Origin of the sequence: Lacrimispora indolis DSM 755 (assembly GCF_000526995.1) — a bacterium.
GTDB lineage: Bacteria > Bacillota > Clostridia > Lachnospirales > Lachnospiraceae > Lacrimispora > Lacrimispora indolis.
Genome location: NZ_AZUI01000001.1, coordinates 2,682,580 through 2,703,116 on the forward strand (window position 1 = coordinate 2,682,580; position 20,537 = coordinate 2,703,116).

The 20,537-nt window shown below is 47.1% G+C and carries 17 protein-coding genes; 15 read left to right on the forward strand and 2 right to left on the reverse strand.

The annotated features are described in order from the left end of the window. Window positions 1-6: 6 nt before the first annotated feature. The 6 genes from K401_RS0112900 to K401_RS0112925 all read left to right on the forward strand — a co-directional run bounded on the left by K401_RS0112900 (window position 7) and on the right by K401_RS0112925 (window position 6,839). On the forward strand, window positions 7-927 hold the full coding sequence (locus K401_RS0112900) for a glycosyltransferase family 2 protein (RefSeq protein ID WP_024293341.1): 921 nt from the start codon (window positions 7-9) through the stop codon (window positions 925-927). 103 nt (window positions 928-1,030) lie between these two features. Continuing rightward, entirely contained in the window at window positions 1,031-2,137 is a 1,107-nt protein-coding gene (locus tag K401_RS0112905; RefSeq protein WP_024293342.1) for a DegT/DnrJ/EryC1/StrS family aminotransferase, read from the forward strand. A gap of 21 nt (window positions 2,138-2,158) precedes the next feature. Continuing rightward, window positions 2,159-3,133: a 1-aminocyclopropane-1-carboxylate deaminase/D-cysteine desulfhydrase gene (locus K401_RS0112910; RefSeq protein ID WP_024293343.1), complete on the forward strand. Its 975-nt coding sequence runs from the start codon at window positions 2,159-2,161 to the stop codon at window positions 3,131-3,133. A 13-nt stretch (window positions 3,134-3,146) separates the two neighbouring features. After that, the gene (locus K401_RS0112915; RefSeq protein ID WP_024293344.1) at window positions 3,147-4,766 is read left to right on the forward strand and encodes a glycosyltransferase family protein; all 1,620 of its coding nucleotides are present in this window, start codon (window positions 3,147-3,149) and stop codon (window positions 4,764-4,766) included. Between the two features lie 103 nt (window positions 4,767-4,869). Continuing rightward, entirely contained in the window at window positions 4,870-5,856 is a 987-nt protein-coding gene (locus tag K401_RS0112920) for an ATP-grasp domain-containing protein (protein WP_024293345.1), read from the forward strand. Next, complete coding sequence (locus K401_RS0112925) at window positions 5,853-6,839, forward strand: glycosyltransferase family 2 protein (RefSeq protein ID WP_024293346.1); 987 nt, start codon at window positions 5,853-5,855, stop codon at window positions 6,837-6,839. The genes K401_RS0112920 and K401_RS0112925 overlap by 4 nt, the downstream gene beginning before the upstream one ends. Before the next feature lie 76 nt (window positions 6,840-6,915). Here the strand turns inward: K401_RS0112925 and K401_RS0112930 are convergent, their stop codons facing one another. Beyond that, a complete protein-coding gene (locus tag K401_RS0112930) occupies window positions 6,916-8,367 on the reverse strand; it encodes a L,D-transpeptidase (RefSeq protein ID WP_024293347.1) in 1,452 nt (483 codons plus the stop codon). 155 nt (window positions 8,368-8,522) lie between these two features. Here K401_RS0112930 and K401_RS0112935 point away from each other — a divergent pair, with 155 nt between their 5' ends. The 6 genes from K401_RS0112935 (at window position 8,523) to K401_RS0112960 (ending at window position 15,079) form a co-directional block, all read left to right on the forward strand. Next, window positions 8,523-9,965, forward strand: a complete 1,443-nt coding sequence (locus K401_RS0112935; RefSeq protein ID WP_024293348.1) for a lipopolysaccharide biosynthesis protein — start codon at window positions 8,523-8,525, stop codon at window positions 9,963-9,965. A 181-nt stretch (window positions 9,966-10,146) separates the two neighbouring features. Beyond that, window positions 10,147-11,427, forward strand: coding sequence for a lipopolysaccharide biosynthesis protein (locus K401_RS31235; RefSeq protein ID WP_024293349.1), 1,281 nt, complete (start codon window positions 10,147-10,149; stop codon window positions 11,425-11,427). Beyond that, window positions 11,427-12,122, forward strand: coding sequence for a glycosyltransferase family 2 protein (locus K401_RS0112945; protein ID WP_024293350.1), 696 nt, complete (start codon window positions 11,427-11,429; stop codon window positions 12,120-12,122). The genes K401_RS31235 and K401_RS0112945 overlap by 1 nt, the downstream gene beginning before the upstream one ends. 17 nt (window positions 12,123-12,139) lie before the next feature. Next, complete coding sequence (locus K401_RS0112950) at window positions 12,140-12,511, forward strand: DUF2304 domain-containing protein (protein WP_024293351.1); 372 nt, start codon at window positions 12,140-12,142, stop codon at window positions 12,509-12,511. Then, the gene (locus tag K401_RS0112955) at window positions 12,489-14,096 is read left to right on the forward strand and encodes a DUF2142 domain-containing protein (protein WP_024293352.1); all 1,608 of its coding nucleotides are present in this window, start codon (window positions 12,489-12,491) and stop codon (window positions 14,094-14,096) included. The genes K401_RS0112950 and K401_RS0112955 overlap by 23 nt, the downstream gene beginning before the upstream one ends. A gap of 26 nt (window positions 14,097-14,122) precedes the next feature. Next, window positions 14,123-15,079 (forward strand): glycosyltransferase family A protein, encoded by a 957-nt coding sequence (locus K401_RS0112960; protein WP_024293353.1) that lies wholly within the window; start codon window positions 14,123-14,125, stop codon window positions 15,077-15,079. 120 nt (window positions 15,080-15,199) lie between these two features. On the opposite strand, the gene K401_RS0112965 is transcribed toward K401_RS0112960, so the two are convergent. After that, window positions 15,200-16,174: a serine hydrolase domain-containing protein gene (locus K401_RS0112965; protein ID WP_024293354.1), complete on the reverse strand. Its 975-nt coding sequence runs from the start codon at window positions 16,172-16,174 to the stop codon at window positions 15,200-15,202. A 217-nt stretch (window positions 16,175-16,391) separates the two neighbouring features. Here K401_RS0112965 and K401_RS0112970 point away from each other — a divergent pair, with 217 nt between their 5' ends. The 3 genes from K401_RS0112970 to K401_RS0112980 are packed head-to-tail and all read left to right on the forward strand — an operon-like array spanning window position 16,392 to window position 20,501. Continuing rightward, the gene (locus K401_RS0112970) at window positions 16,392-17,411 is read left to right on the forward strand and encodes a sugar ABC transporter substrate-binding protein (protein ID WP_024293355.1); all 1,020 of its coding nucleotides are present in this window, start codon (window positions 16,392-16,394) and stop codon (window positions 17,409-17,411) included. A gap of 14 nt (window positions 17,412-17,425) precedes the next feature. Beyond that, window positions 17,426-18,937, forward strand: a complete 1,512-nt coding sequence (locus K401_RS0112975) for a sensor histidine kinase (RefSeq protein ID WP_024293356.1) — start codon at window positions 17,426-17,428, stop codon at window positions 18,935-18,937. After that, complete coding sequence (locus K401_RS0112980; protein WP_024293357.1) at window positions 18,915-20,501, forward strand: helix-turn-helix domain-containing protein; 1,587 nt, start codon at window positions 18,915-18,917, stop codon at window positions 20,499-20,501. The genes K401_RS0112975 and K401_RS0112980 overlap by 23 nt, the downstream gene beginning before the upstream one ends. Window positions 20,502-20,537: the final 36 nt, after the last annotated feature.

A 20,537-nucleotide genomic window follows, 5' to 3' on the forward strand; every position in this document is an offset into this window, starting at 1 on the left:
AATCATATGGTGTCGGTGCTTTTGGCATCCTATAACGGAGAAAAATATATACGGGATCAGCTGGATTCCATTTTAAACCAAACGATTTCTGATCTGACTGTAATGATTTCCGATGACCTTTCTGCCGATGGAACTCCAGCCGTTATCCAGGAATATGAGGAAAGGTATCCGGGCAGGGTGAAAAGCCTTAGGAACGGTGAAAGGTCCGGCAGCGCTCAGAATAATTTCTTCCGCCTGTTAAAATCAGCGACCGATGAGTATGTTATGCTTTGTGACCAGGATGATGTGTGGCTTTCGGATAAGGCGGAAGTTACTTTAAGAGAAATGAAGAGGCTGGAAGCGGAATGGGGAAAAAAGGTCCCGCTGCTGGTCCATGGGGATCTGTCAGTTACCGATAAGGAAGGTAAGGTACTCCATAAATCCATGGCAGAATACCAGAAAATTGCGGTCCATGACAACCGGTTCAGCCATTATCTGGTGGAGAACAACATCACCGGAAATACGGTTATGGTGAATAAAGCGCTTCTGCGGCTGCTGAATGATATTCCGGAGGAGTGCGTCATGCATGACTGGTGGTTAGGGCTTCTGGCAAGCTGTTTTGGAAGGATATCCTATATTGACCGGCCTCTGGTCCTTTACCGGCAGCACGGGGACAATCAGGTGGGGTCGAAAAGCGGTAAGGAGCAGTATGCGGAGCGGATCAGGAATCAGGACACTGTCCGGGAAAACTACAGGAGAATGCTTGTTCAGGCGCAGCAGTTTTTAAAGCTCTACGAAAATGAGATGTCCCGGGAGAACAGGGAGACGTTGGAGCATTTTATCGGACTTTACGGGAAAAACCGGGCGGAAAAGGTTTATATCATTTGGAAATACAAACTAATGAAAAGCACCCCAATGAGGACGCTGGGCCAGATGTTTTCCATCTGACCGGAAAATGGAGGATATTTGGCTTATGTTACCAGAAGAGAAGGAACATCTTGCAGGCATGCCCCTACACCCGATAAAGCGGGGGGCGCTGTGCCCAGAAAGCATGGACAATGAAGAGGATATATTCGTGACGAGGGCGTCCATGCCTTCCTATGAAGAGTTTATAGAAGAGATACGCCCGATCTGGGAAACCGCCTGGATGACGAATATGGGGGAATTCCATGAAAAATTGATGGAGCAGTTAAAGGAGTACTTAAAGGTACAGAAGCTGCTTTTGTTCGTCAACGGGCATATGGCTCTTGAGATGGCTCTTCAGGCCATGAATTTATCTGGCGAAGTGATTACCACTCCGTTTTCTTTTGCTTCCACCACCCATGCCATTGTGAGAAATAACTTAACCCCGGTATTCTGCGATATCCGGGAAGAGGACTATACCATTGATGCGGATAAGATCGAAGAACTGATTACGGACAAGACTGCTGCCATTTTGCCGGTTCATGTTTATGGAAATGTATGTGATATAGATAAAATTGAGAAAATCGCAAAAAAACATAATTTGAAGGTAATTTATGATGCCGCCCATGCTTTTGGCGTGGAGGTGAACGGAAGGGGAATCGGGACCTATGGAGACGCTTCCATGTTCAGCTTTCATGCCACAAAGGTGTATAATACCATTGAAGGCGGGGCTGTGACCTTCCAGGATCCGTCTCTGGAAATTTTGTTTAATTATTTGAAAAACTTCGGCATCACCGGCAAGGAGACCGTGGAGTACATTGGCGGCAACGCGAAAATGAATGAATTCCAGGCGGCCATGGGTATCTGCAATCTTCGTCATGTAAATGACAACATTGAAAAGCGCAGGATGGTGACAGAACGGTACCGGAAGCATTTCACAGGCATTCCCGGGATCCGGGTGATGGAGCCGAAAGAAGGCATCCGCCAGAATTATGCGTATTTTCCCGTTGCATTTGACGGCTTTTCTCTGACAAGGAATGAGGTATATGAGCTGCTGGCTTCTCATCATATCTTTGCCAGAAAATATTTTTATCCTCTGATCACAGACTTTGAATGCTATCGGGAGCAATTTTCAGGAATATCCCTCCCGGTTGCAAAAAAGGCGGCGGACAGCGTTCTGACTCTGCCTTTGTACGCAGGGCTTCCCCTGGATCAGGTGGACCGTATCTGCGGCATTATTTTAGAGGCCAGATAGGAAGAGAGAAAGGAAGGGTCAATGAACGATGTAATGCTTAAGACTCCTGTACAGGAGATCAGGCTTCCAGATACAGGCGACAGGATTTTTATAAAGCGGGATGATCTCATAGGGTTTTCCTTTGGCGGCAATAAGGTGCGGATCGCCTGGGAATTTTACCAGGATATGAAGGAAAAAGACTGTGACTGTCTGGTGGCCTATGGGAGCAGCCGCTCCAATATGTGCCGTGCCCTGGCCAATTTATGCAGCAGATATGAGATTCCATGCTACGTACTCACTGCCAAGGAAGATGTGGTGGAAGAAGGGACCTTTAACAGCAGGATGGTGGAGGAATTTGGTGCTCACATCCGTTTCTGCCATAAAGATAACGTGGCAGAAGGTGTGGATGAGCTTATGGCAGAGCTGAAATCCATGGGATACCGGCCTTATTATGTCTTCGGAGACCGCTATGGAATGGGAAATGAGGAAGCGGCTGCCAGAGCCTACAGGAAAGTCTATGGGGAACTGCTGGAGTATCAGGAAGAACAGGGGATCGTTTTTGACCGGATCTTTTTAGCCAGCGGAACCGGGATGACACAGGGAGGCCTTGTTGCAGGGCAGAATCAGTATGGAGGACATGCAGATATCACGGGAATTTCCGTTGCCCGCCCGTCAGGCCGGGGAAAAAGCGAGGTGGCCCGGTTTGCAGGGGCCGGCCCGGAAGACGTACATTTTGAGGATGGGTACGTGTGCGGAGGCTATGGCCTTTATGACAAGGACATTGAATCCGTGATCCGCTTGATGATGGAACGCTTCGGCATCCCCTTGGACCCGACCTATACAGGAAAAGCTTTTTCCGGCATGTTAAAGTATTTAAAAACAAGGTCTCACGAACCGGAGAACGTTCTTTTTATCCATACAGGCGGGACCCCTCTGTATTTTGATTATCTGAACGCAGCACGGATTGGCGGGCAGGCAGCAGATCGGATTGCCAATTCCCCCTTAACCGGACTGTAGGCAGGAGGAAGATATGAATCAGCGGAAAGAGGAAAAGAGAAGGGCTTTGCTGGCTTTGATTTTCATTCTTATACTTCAGTCAGGCGTTATGATCTGGTTCGGAAGCCAGAAGCAGGGATATTTTATTGACGAAATTTATTCTTTCGGACTGTCTAACGGCTATTATAAGCCCTTTATCACTTCCTATGGGGATGAGATCTTTGACCGGTGGGCAGACAAAACGGTCATAAATGATTACATGACCGTACAAAAGGGAGAGGGGTTTGCATACGGCTCTGTCATTTATAATCAGAGTCAGGATGTGCATCCGCCTGTGTTTTACCTCCTCCTCCACACGGTCTGTTCCTTTTTTCCGGGAATGTATTCCAAGTGGTTTGGCATAGGGATCAACCTGGTGTGCTTTCTTTTAAGCGGGATTTTCCTGTGGCTCCTTGGAAACAGGCTTATGAAAAGTTCCTGGCTTGGTCTTGTTCCTGTGGTTATCTGGGGATTTTCTGCAGGTGCCGTCAGCTATACCGTCTACATCCGCATGTATATGGCAATGACCCTTTTTACTGTACTAAGCGGATATCTGCACGAAAGGATGGAGGAGGAAGGACAAAGTTGGAGAGATCTGATTCTGATTTTCCTTGTGACAATCTGCGGGCTGCTTACTCAATATTATTTTGTGATTTTTGCCTTTTACCTCTCCGCAGTTTATTTCCTGTGGAAGCTTTGGAAGAGGGCCTTTAAGGAGGCATTTCTCTATGCAGCCGTCCTTTTTGGAGCTGTGGGTACGGCGGTTGTCCTTTTTCCTGCCTGCATTACCCAGCTCACCAGGGACGATGAAATAGTGGCCCAGGAAACGAAAAAGAACATCGGCAATCTGGATACCCTGATCACAAATTTAAAATCTTATGCCTATGGAATCAATTCGGATTTTCTCTCCGGCATTTACAAGGCTGTTCCTGTGATCCTGATATTGGCAGCAGGAGCTGTGGCTGCCGCCTTTTTCCTGGGAAGGAGGAAGGAAGGGGCGGTCATGGATAAGCCCAAAGGAATGGGAGGCTGGCTCTTTTTGCTTTCCTGTCCTGCAGCTGTTTTGACCATCGCTTCCGTGGCAGTGGTTCCGTCTCCCCGTTATATTTGCAGCCTTTACCCATTGCTGGTCCTTGCCGGGATCTGGCTTTTGTGGCGAATGACAAAAGCTTTTCAGCCTGCCATGAGATTGGTGATGGCCCTGCTTTCGGTCCTGTTTTTGTGCCTGTCCCTGTCCTCTTACCGTAACGGCTTTGTACAGTATTTATACAGGGATGAGCCGGTAAGGCTTGAGGAAGCAAAACGATATGGAGATCTTTCCTGCCTGTACGTGACCAATTACCGGATGGCGGCTCTGACCCAGGACTTAAGGACACTTTCCTGTTACAGGGAGTTTTATGTGACAAGCAAGGAGGGCCTTGCAGATGCGGATCAGATCCTGGAAGGAAGGGATGTGAGCCGGGGAATGCTTGTTACCGTGGATAACAACGCTTTCTGGGGCAGCGGCTATGATGCAGAAGAAGTGGTGCGGGAAATTTGTGAAAAAACAGGGCTTATCTCGGTGAAATGTGTGTTTGCCCAGGAGCTTTCCGTGACCTATCTGCTGGAATACTAGAAGATACCTATACCTTTATGCCCAAATACCATGGGCAGGAAAGAGGAAACACCTTACAGGTATACCTTTATGCCCAAATATCATGGGCAGGAAAGAGGAAATTATGAATACAGCACTGGTGACCGCGATCGGGTCATTTTCGGCAGATATTGTCATTAAGAATTTAAAAAAAGGCGGTATCCGGGTGGTTGGCTGTGATATTTATCCGGGAGAATGGATCGCGGATTCAGGAAGTGTGGCATCTTTTTACCAGGTTCCCCTTGCGACTGATGAGAATAGGTATGTGGACTCCATCTTAAAGGTGTGCAGAGAAGAAGGGGTTGAGATGCTGATCGTTCTTACGGATGTGGAGGCTGATGTATGGAACCGCCGCCGGGAAGAGCTTTCAAAGGCCTCGGTGACCTTGTGCCTGTCATCGGAGGAAACCCTTCTTATATGCAGGGATAAAAGGAGGCTGTATCATTTTCTTGCAGAAAAAGGCCTTGGAAATCCGATTCCCACTTCGGAGCTTTGGGAAGCGGATTTGGAGGGACTTACCTACCCGGCGGTTGTCAAACCCTTTAACGGAAGAAGCAGTCAGGGGCTTCGCTATATTCGTTCCCTTGAAGAGATGAAGGGATTTTTGGAAAGCGCAAATTCTGAAGGGCTGATCGTACAGCCTTTTTACCAGGGAAGCATTATTACCGTGGATGTGGTGAGGCAGGCGGAAACAGAAGAGTGCTGGGCTGTCTGCCGGAAGGAGCTTTTGCGGACCCCTAACGGAGCGGGAACCTCGGTTCTTGTATTTTCGGATCCCCGTCTTGAAGCAATGAGCAGGGAGATCGCCCATGCCCTTAATATCAATGGATGTGTGAATTTTGAATTCATACAGGGGGAAGATGGATCGTATCACATGCTGGAATGCAATCCCCGTTTTTCCGGAGGCGTGGAGTTTTCCTGTATGGCGGGATATGACTGTGTCATCAATCATTTAAGATGCTTTACTGGAGAGGCCATAGAACCTTTCAGGGGAATTACAGGAATGTATATTGCAAGAAAATATGAGGAATATATTACAAAAGTAAATGAAGGAAAGGGCGGAGAGGAATGAGTGGCGTTGACCGTTCGAAAATTATGGCCAGCATAAGCTGCCTGACCTTTAATCATGGAGCATATATCAGGCAGGCCTTGGATAGTTTTCTGATGCAGAAAACAAACTTTGAATATGAAATTCTGGTCCATGACGATGCATCCACCGATGAGACGGGAGATATTCTGAGAGAATACGGAGAAAAATATCCGGATAAGGTGAAACCGCTCATACAGAAGGAGAACCAGTATTCCCAGGGGATCGACAATATCAGCGGTGCCTTTAATTTTCCGCGGGTAAGAGGCAAATATATTTTCATGTGTGACGGAGATGATTACTGGACTTCCCCGGATAAGATGCAAAAGCAGGTGGATTACTTAGAGGCTCATCCGGACTGTACCCTTTGCATACACAGTGCAAAGATCCATCTGGTGGGAAGGGCTTTGACGGAAGGTCAGATGCGTCCTTACCGGGGAAACCGGGTGATTACGCCGGAGGAGATCGTGGATAAGCCTTCCGGTTACGCCATGTCTTCCATGGCCTTTCCTTCCCGTCTGGTAAAGGAGCTTCCGGATTATTATGTGGATTGTCCTGTGGGAGACACACCTCTGCAGATGATGGCAGCTGCACAAGGTTACGGTTATTACATGGATGAGGCCATGAGCGCTTACCGGGTAGGGGTGGCAGGTTCCTGGACTACGGAGGGAAAAAGCGGGGATTACGCCAGAAAGCAGAAGATTTACTGGGAGCGGATGAAAACGGTGTATGAGGAATTTGACGCTGCCACGGAAGGACGTTTAAGGGAAGCTGCAGAAAGCGCGGCAAAGCGGACTTATTATCATACCATGGTCAATACCAGACAGTTTAAAGAGATCATGAATCCGGAGTACCGTAAGTATTACAAAGAGCTGACACCGAGAACCAGGTTCTTTATCCAGGCTGAGAACCGTGCCCCAGGAACTTACAGGCTGTTAAGAAAGCTGTTTCTTGGAAAAAAAGTGTAGGAAAACAAAACCATGGGCAGGATCCGTTACAAGCGGTTCCTGCCCATGGTTTAACTGTAAGGTTTTACGAACCCAATTACCGTGCAACATTAGGATCGGTAGGATCCCAGGTCTGGGTTTCGGGTATGATTTGTTCAATAGCCGGTCTCTCGTAAGGTCCCGGAACCGGTGATTCGTAAATCGTAACCGTGGTTCCAATAGGACAGTGGTCGTATACCCACTTAGCATCACCGGAGAGGAGACGAACGCATCCGGCGGACTGGGCGATGCTCATATAATTATAAGTCGTCGGATCCAGCGTCATGTTGTTAGGACTGCTGTATAGAATGGAGTGGATCAGGAAGCCTTTCCAGATACGGGTTGCGTACTGGGTAAAGATTCCGTGGTTCATATCTCTCCAGCGGTGCTTTTCCGGAGTCTGGTACGTCCCAAGAGGAGTGTCCGGTCCGGTAGAGGTCAAAAAGGATTTTAACGGAATAATAAAGCCGTTGTCTCCGTCTTTGACAAAAATGGTCATGCAGTTCATTGTCTTATTGATGCTGATAAGATACGGCCCCTTTGCTCCAATGATCGGCTCTAAGTCAGAGAGCATTTTTCCGGATTCATCGAAATAATATTTGTAGCCGTCAATATACTGCCAACCTGTCACAGGATAGGAATCCTGGAAATAGTAACGTTCATTGCCTGCCCATGCCCATCCGGTAAAGGAGGTTCCGTCTCCGTTAAAGTACCGGAGCCCGCCGTCAATCTGCCGCATACCGTCAGCAACTGCGGAAATTACAGGTTTTTCCGTTGCATAGGGGAATTGGGAGTTCTTGGCGTAAAAGGCCATTCTAAGCCCTGTTATGTAATGTCCGGTGCCCATGGTCCCTGTGGTGGTTCCGTTTTTAGCCCAGTCCATGGTGGTTCCGTCTTCCAGCTGTGCGGTATAATAAAGATCAAACTGGTTATTTACATAACCGGAGAACCGCATCTGCACTGCTTCTATGTTAATGTCATTGGCATAGTTGGTAGTCTGCTGCCCGTTTAAAACCCATGGAGACCATCCGGTGCTGGAGGTATAGGTCCGGTAATGCACGTTTCCTACAATGTTAGTAAGAAAGGTGGACAATCCGTGGAACCCCTGTCCGTCATTTGTGATCCATGCATCATTTACAAATGGCTGTGACCAGTTGCTGTCACCGATCATAACCGTAGTCTGAAGTCGGGGGAAATTTGCTTTTAGCGCTTCCTGGGCGGCCCTGGTTGCTTCGTCCACCACACCGTCTTCCCCGCTGCCTTCCCCTTCTTTTCCAATGTCTATGCCGGCATTTGCCAAAGCGGTTTCCGCTTCTTCTGTAGCTGTGCTTCCCTGAGTCTGGTTGCTCGTCTGGCTCTGTGTTTCAGACTGGCCGTCACTCTGACTGATAGGGACACCATTTTTAAATCCCGGTCCATATGCTTCTTCTGCCCATGCAAGGGAAGCCTGTCCTGAAACAAGAGCAGCCGTCAGGCAGAGTACCGTCAGTCTGCGTGTCAGTTTACGCATAAATAAAAACCTCCTGAATTCTTTAAAATAGAAAGTATATTCGTTTATACTCTAACACAATTAATTCCAAAATGCTATAGACGATTTACAATTATTGGGGAATATAGTACAATAAGGCGGAAATGTCAATTGGTAAAGCAAGGAGAAAAGCCAGTATGTACCAGGAAAATATGAAAAAAAAGGTCCTTTCCGGACTGTTCTGGAAAGTGATGGAAAACGGGGGTACACAGGGGATTCAGTTCCTTGTATCGGTTTTGCTTGCAAGGATGCTGACGCCGGCAGAGTCCGGAGAAGTCATGCTCATCATGATATTCATTACCATCGGAAATGTGTTTGTCCAGAGTGGTTTTAATACCTCCCTGATCCAGAAACAAAAGGTGGATGAGGCTGATTATTCTTCTGCATTTTATATCAGCGCTGCCATTGCTTTTGTCTTATATGTGATTCTCTTTTTCTCGGCTCCGGCCATCGCTTCCTTTTACGGACAGCCTGTTTTTGGGCCGGTGCTTAAGGTCCTTTCCGTGACCTTGTTTTTTGGTGCCGTTACCTCCGTACAGTCTGCCGTGGTTGCCAGGAACATGGAGTTTCGGAAGCTTTGTCTTGCAAGCCTGTTTGCGGCCCTTTGCTCCGGCGTGATCGGAGTCTTTCTGGCGGCCAATAAACTGGGGCTGTGGGCTCTTGTCATGCAGCAGTTTTTTTACAGCTTTTTCTTAATGGTCATGCTGTCATTTTTAGTGAAATGGAGGCCAAGGCTTCTGTTTTCTGTTAAAAAGGCAGGAGAATTGTTTTCCTATGGCTGGAAAATACTTTGCTCCGGACTTATTGATACAATATTTAACAATGTTTACGGGCTTGTGATCGGAAAAATATATAATTCCGCCATGATGGGGCAATACTCCAGAGGAAACCAGTTTCCTGCCCTGATTGCCAATAATCTTGGAGCTGCTATCCAGTCGGTCATGCTTCCGGCTTTTTCGGCCTGCCAGGAAGACAGGGAAAGGGTGAAACGCATGGTGAGAAGGTCCATCGTCACCAGTTCCTACCTGGTATTTCCCATGATGGCCGGTTTGATCGCCGTGGCAGAGGCTATGGTAAAGCTGCTTTTGACGGACCAGTATCTTCCCTGCGTTCCCATGCTCCGGATGCTGTGTGTTGCCTATGCCACCTGGCCCCTTCATGTGGCCAATTTACAGGCTATCAATGCCCTGGGAAAAAGTGAGATATTCCTGAAACTGGAAATAATAAAGAAGGCGGTGAGCGTGGTTGCGCTTCTGGTGAGCATCCCCTTTGGGATCTACACCATGGTGGCCTTGAAAGCAGTGACTGATTTCATCTGTACCTTTATTAATGCCTACCCCAATAAAAAGCTTTTAAACTACAGCTTTTTAGAACAGTGGAAGGATGTGCTTCCCTCCCTTCTCTTATCAGCGGTGATGTGTTTATGTTCATATGGGATACAGTATGTAATAGAAGGAACTCTTTTAACCCTTATTGTCCAGATTCTTGTGGGAGTTGCTGTCTATGCAGGGCTTTCCTGGCTGTTCCGGCTTGAGGCCTTCTTGTACCTGTGCCGTATTTCAGGAATCATAAAGCAGTAGGCGGGGTGGTTTTAAGTTTACTTTTCCGGCTGGATATTGTAGAATAAAGGAATATTATGGGGAAATACCCTACGGGCATACCTTGATGCCCAAAGAGCGTGGGCAATAAGAGGAAATACCCTACGGGCATACCTTGATGCCCAAAAAGCGCGGGTAATAAGAGGAAAACAGGGGAAAATAAATGGAACGAAAAAATGTGGCCTGGAATATGATCGGGAGCCTGGTTTATGCAGGTTCCAGCATGATCTTAACGGCCCTTGTCAATCACCTGGTAGGAACGGAACAGGGAGGGATCTTTGGCTTTGCTTTCAGTACCTTTGGGCAGCAGATGTTTCTGGTGGCCTATTTCGGCATGAGGCCGTTACAGAGTACGGATACAAGCCAAAGCTATACCTTTTCCGAATACCGTCTGGCCCGTTTCGTTACCTGCCTTACGGCGGTTCTTTTCGGAACGTGCTATATTATCTTCAATATCCTGTCTCCTTCGGCGGGTTACACGGCCCAAAAGGCGCTGGTGGTATTTTTGATGGTACTGTATAAGGTCCTTGATGGGTTTGCCGATGTGTATGAATCGGAATTCCAGAGAAATGGGCGGCTCTATCTTACGGGACAGGCCATGGCCTTCCGCACTCTGCTGTCTGTTTGCTGTTTTCTTGGTACCCTTGCTGTTACAAGGGAGCTTTTGTTCTCCTGTGTGGTTGCGGTTCTGTCCCAGGGAGCAGGGATCCTGCTGTTCGATAAAAAGGCGGCAGAGCGGGTTCCGGGAATTGTGTTTACCAGGACACCCGGCAGACAGTGGAAGCTTTTGCAGGATGGATTTTTGCTGTTTTTATCCGTTTTTTTAGACGGACTCATTTTTGCCATGGCAAAATATGCTGTGGATGCCCAGATGACTTCCACGGACAATGCCGTTTTTGTGGCTATTTTTATGCCTACCTCGGTCATCAACCTGGCGGCCAATTTTGTAATCCGTCCTTTTTTAACAAGGATGTCTTACCAGTGGGAGGAAAGAAACTTTGAGGAATTTAAGTCCGGTTTAAAAAAGCTTTCCGGTATCATAGCTTTTCTTACGGTAATTGCCCTTGCAGGAGCCTGGGCGATCGGAGTGCCTGTGCTGGGTGCCATTTCCAATGTGGAGCTTAAGCCCTATCGGTCAGGACTTCTGTTCATTGTGCTGGGAGGCGGATTCTTTGCGGTTATGAATCTGTTTTATTATGTGCTTGTGATCATGAAAAGGCAGAAGCGGATCTTTTTCGGATATGTACCGGTTTGCATCCTTTCTTTCTTTCTCTCCTTCTGGTTTGTGGGAAAGGGCGGGATCAACGGAGGGGCCTTCTCCTACATGCTGGAAATGCTGCTTCTCATGCTTTGCTTTATGGGACAGGCGGTCCATATATTAATTACAGAGGAACGCTCTTCGGGCGGTACAGAGGAAAATGGGAGGCTGGAACAAAAGAAATGATGGATAAGGTACTGGTAGTGATACCTGCATACAATGAAGCGTTAAATATTGAGCGCGTGGTGGGGGAAGTCATTGAGAACTATCCCATGTTTGATTACGTGATCATCAATGACGGTTCCACCGATCACACAGCTGATATCTGCAGAAAGCATGGCTGGAAGATCATTGACCTGCCTATGAATTTAGGACTTGCCGGAGCCTTTCAGACCGGGCTTAAATACGCCCACCGGCGGGGATACCGGTATGCCATTCAGTTTGACGGAGACGGGCAGCACCGGCCGGAATACATTCAGCCCATGAGAGAGAAGATGGATGAAGGCTATGACATTGTGATCGGTTCCAGGTATGTGACGGAGAAAAAGCCCCATTCCATGCGGATGTTTGGAAGCAGACTATTAAGCGGCTCCATCTGGTTCACCACAGGGGTAAAGGTCAGTGACCCCACTTCAGGGATGCGCATGTTCAGCAGGAAGATGATCAAGGAATTTGCCGACGGCTTGAATTACGGCCCGGAACCTGATACTATTTCCTATTTGATCAGGCAGGGCGCAAAGGTGGCGGAAATTCCGGTGGTCATGGACGAACGGATTCTGGGAGAGAGCTATTTGAACCCGATTAATGCGGCCCGGTATATGGGGAAAATGCTGTTTTCCATATTGCTGGTGCAAAGCTTCCGTATTAGGGACAGGAGATAAAGAAGGGAGAACGTAACATGACGGTTTTGCTTCGCAGCGTGCTGATATGCGTTTCCATATTGCTCACATTTTATGTGCTTAGAAGAATACGCCATTCTAAGATGAAGATAGAGGATTCCATCTTCTGGGTGATGTTTGCCCTGCTTTTGGTGGTGTTCAGTTTATTTCCACGGCTGGCTGATTTCATATCCCGGATGGTGGGAACTTATTCCACTGCCAATTTTATCTTTACTTTTATGATCTTCATCCTGCTGGTAAAGGTTTTTTTCCAGTCCATCAAAATATCCCAGCTGGAGCGGAGAGTGACGGAGCTGATCCAGATGCTCGCTCTGGACAGGGAAGAGGCCAGGGAGAAGGAGGAAGGATATGGTGAAGCTCATTCTGAATAAAAAGGGATTATGGCTTACGGGGGGAACCATTCTCCTTCTCGCCTTTCTTTTCATTAAAACCTATATGGAAACTATTGTGAGGATCCCTTCCCCGGAATTTGAAGCGGTCCGCCGCTTTTACTGGTGGTTAATTGTGTTTGGCTGTGGATTTCTGGCGTGTCTGGGAGCAGCTTTGTGGATACTTAAGACTCAGCCTTTCCTTTTATTTCCAGGAACGGTTGTGGTTTTGGGTCTGTTTTACATGCTGGTTCTGACTCCTTTTTCCACTCCTGATGAGTCGGCCCATTTTGTCAGCGCTTACCGGCTTTCCAGCCAGCTTATGGGAAAAGCTGCAGTGGCTGATGATGCCTTTCTTGCCCATGCGACGGAGGAAGAGAAAGAGAGGATCGGCCGCGGGGCCAATGTTCTGGTTCGTAGCGGAGACGACGTGACCGGGCTTTATACCGAAGTGGGGAGGACTACCTACAATCTGGTCCTTACGGAATTATTTTCCCTAGACAACAGCCAGGGAATGACGGTCCGTTATGAAATACCGGTGAACACCACACCGGTGGTTTACCTTCCCCAGGCCATTGGGATAAGCCTTGCCAGGCTGCTCCGCCTGGGATACATCCCACTGGTATATCTTGGCAGACTGTTTAATCTTCTGGCTTTTGCAGCTATGGCAGCCCTGTCCGTCCGGATCATGCCCTTTAAAAAAGAACTTCTCATGGCAGTGTCATGTCTTCCCATGACGCTTCATCTTGCGGCGTCCTTTTCCTATGATACGGCGTTTATCGGCCTGTCCATGGTGTTTCTGGCATGGTGCTTTTTTCTGGCCTTTGAAAAAGAGAAAGTGACCGTAAAAGATACGGTTATACTGGCCCTTTTGCTGATCCTTCTGGAGCCTGGAAAGATCGTTTATCTTCCGGTGGCGGGAATCTGTCTTTTTATCCCCGCTTCCAAGTTTAAGTCTGAAAAGCATTACTGGATCTCAGTCATCAGCGTCATAGGGGCTGTCATTCTGGCGGTGTATCTGGTAAACCGCATGGTTCTTTCCGCGTGGGCGACCTCCACCGAAAGCTATGTGGGCTGGAGCGAAGCGGCAGGGTATACGCTGCAGGATGTGTGGGACAGCCCCTATTGCATCTTCCAGGTCTATTATGAGACTCTGGTGACCCAGTTTGATTATTATCTGACCACTATGCTTGGAGGATTTCTGGGCAATTTAGACCCGAACCTTACGGTGCCGCCTTTCTGCCTTTCCATCCTTTGGTATGTGCTGATAGTCAGTGTGATAAGGCGGGAGGGGGAGGAGGCTCCCATGACCGGGGGACAGAAGCTTTGGATGATTTTTCTGGTGTTTTTAAGTGCCTGCCTGGTTCTTGCTTCCATGCTGTTAGGCTGGACGCCAAGGGAGCTTACCTATATAACGGGAGTCCAGGGAAGGTATTTTATCCCCCTGCTGCCTCTTGTGCTGCTGGTCTTATTTGATAAACACCTGGTCACAAGCCTGGATTTAAGAAAAAGTGCATGGTACCTGGAATGCTTTGTAAGCATCTATGCCCTGATACGCATCTGTTCCACGGCGTGTCTGCGCTATTAACTTACGGGAAGGCAGAGGAGATTACAATGGAAGAAAAAAGGCAAGAGAAAACCGTTGATGTGATTATTCCGGTGTATAAGCCGGATGAGACCTTAAACCGTCTTTTAAAGCGCCTGGGAGAGCAGTCCTATCCTATCCGGAAGATCATCATCATGAACACGGAACAATCCTATTGGAAGGAAAAAGAATATAGCTGGGTCCCCAACTTAGAAGTACATCATGTGACAAAAGAAGAGTTTGACCATGGCGGGACAAGGAACCGGGGAGCCGGTTATTCCCAGGCGGATATTATGGTGTTTATGACCGATGACGCAGTTCCGGCTGATAAGGATTTAATCAAAGAATTGGTAAAGAGCCTTGACCAGACGGGAGAAGGCGGTGAAAAGGTAGTAATGGCCTATGGAAGACAGCTTCCTAACCCTGACTGCGCCCTGGCAGAGCAGTATACCCGTTCCTTTAACTATCCGGAGGAAAGCCGGGTAAAGACCGGTGAAGACTTAAAGCAGCTGGGGATCAAGACCTTTTTTGCTTCCAACGTCTGCTGCGCCTATGACAGGACTGAATTTTTTAAAGCAGGAGGATTTATCAAAAGAACTATCTTTAATGAGGACATGATTTATGCGGGAAATGCGGTAAGGCGCCGGAGGCAGGCGGTTGCCTATGCAGCCGATGCAAAGGTGTACCATTCCCATAATTATGGCTGCATTGATCAGTTTAAAAGGAATTTCGATCTGGCGGTATCCCAGGCGGACCACCCGGAGGTATTTGAGGGGATTCGTTCGGAAGGCGAGGGGATCCGTCTTGTGAAAAAGACTTCTGCATGGCTTATAAAGGAGGGAAAGCCCTGGCTTGTTCCCGGAGTGATCGTAAAGAGCGGCTTTAAATACATGGGATACCTTTTGGGAAAGCGGTATCGCAGCCTGCCAAAAGGGCTGGTTTTAAGCGTTACCATGAACAGGGAATATTGGAAAAAAGAAAGATAAAAGATAGGCTCAAAATATACTTTGAGCCTATTAAATATTATATGGTTATTTTGCTATGGTGTAATTACGTCTTATGCTTCGCATTTCGGTTATCATGGGGTAACTGCGGATCTGCCATTCTCAATCCTCAAATATTGGCTCAATATACTTTTTAATAAGCCCGATCCTGTCCTTAGCCTCTGGCATAAAAAGAGAAGCAATAGAAACAACTGTTTTTTTCTTTGTATTGATATAAATCACGTTTCCTCCGTCTCCCAAGGCTGCATAGATATGCCCTGAATCATCTATGATCCACCACAGGTAACCATAAGACATCCGGTCCAGCCTGATGTGCGTCATTGTGCTTACTTTTATCCATTCCTCTGATATGATCCGTTTGTTTTCCCATATTCCGCCATCTAGATACAATTGGCCTATTTTTGCCATATCCCCAGGCGTCAGGAAAAGGCCCCAGCTTGCCGTGTTTATCCCTTGGGGGTCAACAACCCAGCCACTGATGTTTCTGTCATTCATAACGGCGATATGCTCTTCTTTGTTACGCAGCACCACATTGTGCGTAACATGAATTCCCAGCGGCGAAAATAAATGTTCCGAAGCGAAATCAAGAACCGGCTGGCCCGTCGCATTTACGAGAATGCCCGACAAGATATGTGTACCAATGATGGGAGAATACATAAATTCTCCCGATGGTCCCTCGCCTCCCAATAAATCGAGGGCAGCCCTTATCCAGTTGTCGCTTGCGAAGAACTCCTCGTATGGCTCAGATTTATATTTATATGAGGCCGTCATGGTAAGTAAATGTTTCAGTGTAATGCATTGTATTGTTTTTTCGTCTGTTTTAACAGTGTAATCCGGGAAAAAGTCAAGCACCTTCTGGTCCGCACTTTTGATATGGCCTTTATCAATGGCAATACCAATCAAAACGGAAAAAACGCTCTTTGTCACTGAATACACATGAGTGGCGTTATCGGAGGTATATCCGTGAAAGTAGTTTTCATATAATTTTATGCCGTTTTTTTGTACAAGAATGCCCGTGATATTGACATAGTCACTGCTTATCGTCTTTTCAAGCTCTTTCAATTTTTCTTGATTCATATTATTTCCTCCTTTAAGTTATAAAGGATATCCTTAAAACAAAGGATAGGTTAATTAAAAATGATTTGCAAGACCTATTTTAAAAAAAGTTAAAAAAATAACAAATATCTGCAGCAGCCTTTCTTTCTGGTCCAGTAAAATCCAGACTGTTTTCCATTTATTTTTTCTCTATGATTTAGTATAATGAATTCAGTGCTATTTGAAAAAGGGGAAAACCATGGATAACAGAAAGAAAAGCCTGCTTCTGCTGGTGCTTGGAGGATTGTCCGGTATCGTGTTCCTTACACTTTTGACCTCCTCCTTTTATGGGTATGTGTTAAAAAAGATCGGGGTGGAGCATGCGGAAAATACCAGGAACTACCGGTATCACTATGTCATGATCATCAACAACTTAGATTCCCAGTTCTGGAATGACGTGTATCAAAGCGTACGTCAGGAAGCAGCCTTACACGACGCTTATGTGGAGCTTAAGGGGAGGAACCAGTCGTCCCAATATACTGCCGTGGATTTCATGGATATGAGCATAGCTGCAAAAGTGGATGGGATCCTGCTGGAATTTACGGGAGAAGAAAATCTGGAGGAACGGATCAATGAAGCGGCAGCAAAAGGGATCCCTGTGGTAACCATACTAAACGATGCGCCTTCCACGGACCGGAAAAGCTACGTTGGGATCAATTCCTATGAGCTGGGACAGGAATACGGGAATCAGATATTAAAGATTTTGCCTCCTGACTCTCAGAAGGCCAGGGTAATGGTGCTCCTTCATGACAATTCCATTGACAGCAACCAGTCCCAGATCTTTAACCAGATCAACAACCGGATGATCACGTCAAGGGAGAGCGGGGGACGGATCAAGGTGGAAGAAAGCAAGATCCCATCCGGACGGGCATTTGAAGCAGAGGAAATTGTGCGCAATTTATTCCAGAATCCCCAGGGGCCGCCGGACATCATTGTGTGCATGGATGAGGTGGATACGGAGGCTGTGTACCAGGCGGTCATAGATTATAACAGCGTAGGAAAAACCCAGGTCATCGGCTATTATAAGTCAAGGGCAGCCTTAGAGGCGGTCAGAAAAGGGACCATGGCCATGACTCTTTGCATTGATACCAGCCAGATGGGGAAATACAGCGTCCAGGCCCTTACCGAGTCCATACATGACGGAAGGACCAATTCCTTTTACAGCGTGGACTTACAGTTTGTAACAAAGGAAAATGCGCCGGATTTCATGAGTAAGTAATCAGTGGAGTAATTATGAAAAATAAATGGAAACACCTATGGGAGAACCTGCCCATTGCCCGAAAGCTGTTTTTGGAAATTGCAGTGACGGCGGTTACGCTTTTTGCCAGCAATTTATTTATTTACGCCCAGATCAACCAGATGGTGGAGCGTATGAATTCCGTATACATAAGCAACGTGAACTTAAATGAGCTGTCAGACGTTTTCACCGATGTGCAGAATTACATGTACAAATATCTGCAGGTCAAGGATTCAGAGTCCCTGACCGATTATTACCGGGCAGAACAGGATTACAGGAAGCTGCTGGAAGGGCTTAATGTTGCCGTGACCGATAATCAGATCCAGATACTGGAGAAAAATATCCGCAACATGTCGGACAGCTATCTGGCCGTCACGGATGAGACCGTCCAGGCTAAGCGGGGGCAGAATGTGGAAAAATACAAAAGCTCTTATGAATCCGCCCTAAAGCTTTATCAGTTCATCAACCATGACATTTCGGTCTTAAACAGCCGTCAGTTTAAAAATAATTCCGCCAGCTACCAGACCCTCCAGGCTGCCCTGCAGTATTTAGAGGTCATAAGCTCCGTAATTTTAATGATTGTCATGGTCATAAGCCTGACAGTTATGATGATGATGACAAAGGATATTGTTACCCCGCTCACCAACCTGGCTCATACGGCTAAGCTGGTGGGACAGGGAAACTTCCACGTAAAGGTGCCATCCTTGGGCACAGGAGATGAGCTGGGAATCGTGACCGGGACATTTAACCAAATGGTGGACAGTTTGGACGAGTATGTGAATAAAATTAAAGAGAGTGCAGAAAAGGAACAGGAGATGAAGGAGCGGGAGTTTTTGATGGAAAACCATTTAAAGGAGGCCCAGCTAAAATATCTCCAGTCCCAGATCAATCCTCATTTCCTCTTTAATTCCTTAAATGCGGGAGTCCAGCTTGCCATGATGGAGGATGCGGAAAAAACCTCCGTGTTTATGGAGAAAATGGCGGATTTCTTCCGCTATAATGTAAAAAAAGGTTCAAGGGATGCCACCATCCGTGAAGAGGTGGAGGCGGTAGAGAATTATGTTTATATCCTCAATGTGCGTTTTGCAGGAGATATCCGGTATCATTCCCTGATCCATGAGGAAACCATGGACTTTCCCATTCCTAGCATGATTTTGCAGCCTCTGGTGGAAAATGCGGTGAACCACGGAATCCGGAATATGGAAGGAAAGGGCGAGATCCATCTGACCGTAGAGGATCATGGAGAGGAAATAGAGATCTGCATCAGGGACAATGGGATCGGGATGGAAGAGGAAGAGCTTGACAGGATCCGTGGCGGAGTCCAGATCACGGAGGCGGCGGGTTCTACGGGGATCGGCATCCACAACGTGATCTCCCGGCTGGAGCTTTATTATAATGATGACCATATTTTCCACATATTCAGTGATGGAAAAGATAAAGGAACCACTGTGATCCTAAGGATTCCAAAAAGAGGGGGAGAGGTACATGTTTCGTATACTGGTAGCTGATGACGAGGGAATCATGCTGGAGTCCATCAGCCATATCATAAAGTCTAATTTTGGCAGCGATTGTGAGATTGCCTGCGTTAAAACAGGCAGGGCAGTCATTGAGCAGGCTGGTTCCTTCCGGCCGGATATTGCATTTGTGGACATCCAGATGCCGGGGTTAAACGGGATTCAGGCCATCAGGGAGGTGCGCAAATTCAATCCTTCCGTTGTATTCATCATTATAACAGCCTATGATAAATTTTCTTATGCCCAGGAGGCGGTGAACTTAGGTGTCATGGAGTTCATCATGAAGCCGGTCAATAAAAAGAAGATCCTGGATGTGTGTGTAAAGGCCATGCACCAGGTGGAGGAGGCCAGACAGAAGCTTAGCGATGATTTAAGGATCAGGGAAAAGCTTGAGATCGTGATCCCCATGATCGAAAGCGGGTTCATTTACAATGTGCTTCAGGAGGACTCGGAGCTTTCCAAAAGCGGATATATTGAAATGCTGGACATAAAAAAGCCTTATGGATTCATGATCGTTCTGGAATTCGGGGACAGCATTGAAGGGGGAACCATGACCAACGCCATTGGGGTCAGCGTCCGGGTGAACAAGCTTTATTCCATGGTCAGGGAAATCGTAAAGGATTATTTTGACTGCGTCATAGGACCTGCTATGGGAAACCGGCTGGCACTGTTTCTTTCCTTTGAACAGGAAAAGATGCGGTATGAGGAACGGGTGGAAATCATTACAAGAACCCGGAACATGATCCATAAGCTGGAAAGCGCCACTGACATTAAGTGCAGGGGCGGAATCGGCTCCGTAAAGCCTCTGGAAGGAATCAGGGACTCCTATAAAGAGGCATTAAGATCCCTGCGGGAAAGCGACAGCCATGTGGTGCATATCACGGATATTCCTGCAGTGTCTGATTATGACGGGGAATATCCCTTAGAGCTGGAAAACCAGTACCTTCAAAGAGGAATCAAGGCGGACCGGGAAGGGGCATTGTCCTGCGCCGGCGAATTCTTTGACTGGATGCTGGCTCACGACGGAAATGTGCGGTCTAACATTGAAATCAAGATATTGGAGCTGGTCATGAGGCTTGAAAGGCGGGCCTTTGAGGCAGGCAATGTCCGCTATGGCTTCCGCTACCGGGAGAATTATTTAGAGGAGTTAAAGGAGGCTGCCGACGGAGAAGCTCTGAAACGGTGGTTTTTAGATAAGACCAGGGAGGTGTGTGATAATATCAGCACTTCCAGGGAAAGAGAATATGAAAATGTAGTTTCCAGGGTCAAGGGCTATATTGATGAGAATTATGCCAAGGATATATCTCTTGACGATGTTTCCAGAATGGTTGACATAAGTCCTTATTATTTCAGTAAATTGTTTAAACAGGAGGTGGGAGAGAATTTCATAGAATATGTAACCAGAACCAGGATTAAAAATGCCAGGCGTCTTCTGGAGGATTCCAGATACAGCATCAAGGAGGTATGCATCATGTCCGGCTACAGTGATCCCAATTATTTCAGCCGGATATTTAAAAAGTATGAGGGAATGACGCCAAGCGAATACAGGGAGAGGTAAAGTGTTATGAAAATGGGTCGAGGGAGATTGTTACTG

Bases quoted from the DNA above. Each gene is read 5' to 3' on its own strand.
- K401_RS0112960 (WP_024293353.1), top strand. From the start codon at position 14,123: ATGGAAGAAAAAAGGCAAGAGAAAACCGTTGATGTGATTATTCCGGTG.
- K401_RS0112900 (WP_024293341.1), top strand. From the start codon at position 7: ATGGTGTCGGTGCTTTTGGCATCCTATAACGGAGAAAAATATATACGG.
- K401_RS0112915 (WP_024293344.1), top strand. From the start codon at position 3,147: ATGAATCAGCGGAAAGAGGAAAAGAGAAGGGCTTTGCTGGCTTTGATT.
- K401_RS0112920 (WP_024293345.1), top strand. From the start codon at position 4,870: ATGAATACAGCACTGGTGACCGCGATCGGGTCATTTTCGGCAGATATT.
- K401_RS0112955 (WP_024293352.1), top strand. From the start codon at position 12,489: ATGGTGAAGCTCATTCTGAATAAAAAGGGATTATGGCTTACGGGGGGA.
- K401_RS0112930 (WP_024293347.1), bottom strand. From the start codon at position 8,367: ATGCGTAAACTGACACGCAGACTGACGGTACTCTGCCTGACGGCTGCT.
- K401_RS0112980 (WP_024293357.1), top strand. From the start codon at position 18,915: ATGTTTCGTATACTGGTAGCTGATGACGAGGGAATCATGCTGGAGTCC.
- K401_RS0112925 (WP_024293346.1), top strand. From the start codon at position 5,853: ATGAGTGGCGTTGACCGTTCGAAAATTATGGCCAGCATAAGCTGCCTG.
- K401_RS0112965 (WP_024293354.1), bottom strand. From the start codon at position 16,174: ATGAATCAAGAAAAATTGAAAGAGCTTGAAAAGACGATAAGCAGTGAC.
- K401_RS0112935 (WP_024293348.1), top strand. From the start codon at position 8,523: ATGTACCAGGAAAATATGAAAAAAAAGGTCCTTTCCGGACTGTTCTGG.
- K401_RS0112950 (WP_024293351.1), top strand. From the start codon at position 12,140: ATGACGGTTTTGCTTCGCAGCGTGCTGATATGCGTTTCCATATTGCTC.
- K401_RS0112970 (WP_024293355.1), top strand. From the start codon at position 16,392: ATGGATAACAGAAAGAAAAGCCTGCTTCTGCTGGTGCTTGGAGGATTG.
- K401_RS0112910 (WP_024293343.1), top strand. From the start codon at position 2,159: ATGAACGATGTAATGCTTAAGACTCCTGTACAGGAGATCAGGCTTCCA.
- K401_RS0112905 (WP_024293342.1), top strand. From the start codon at position 1,031: ATGGACAATGAAGAGGATATATTCGTGACGAGGGCGTCCATGCCTTCC.
- K401_RS31235 (WP_024293349.1), top strand. From the start codon at position 10,147: ATGGAACGAAAAAATGTGGCCTGGAATATGATCGGGAGCCTGGTTTAT.
- K401_RS0112945 (WP_024293350.1), top strand. From the start codon at position 11,427: ATGGATAAGGTACTGGTAGTGATACCTGCATACAATGAAGCGTTAAAT.
- K401_RS0112975 (WP_024293356.1), top strand. From the start codon at position 17,426: ATGAAAAATAAATGGAAACACCTATGGGAGAACCTGCCCATTGCCCGA.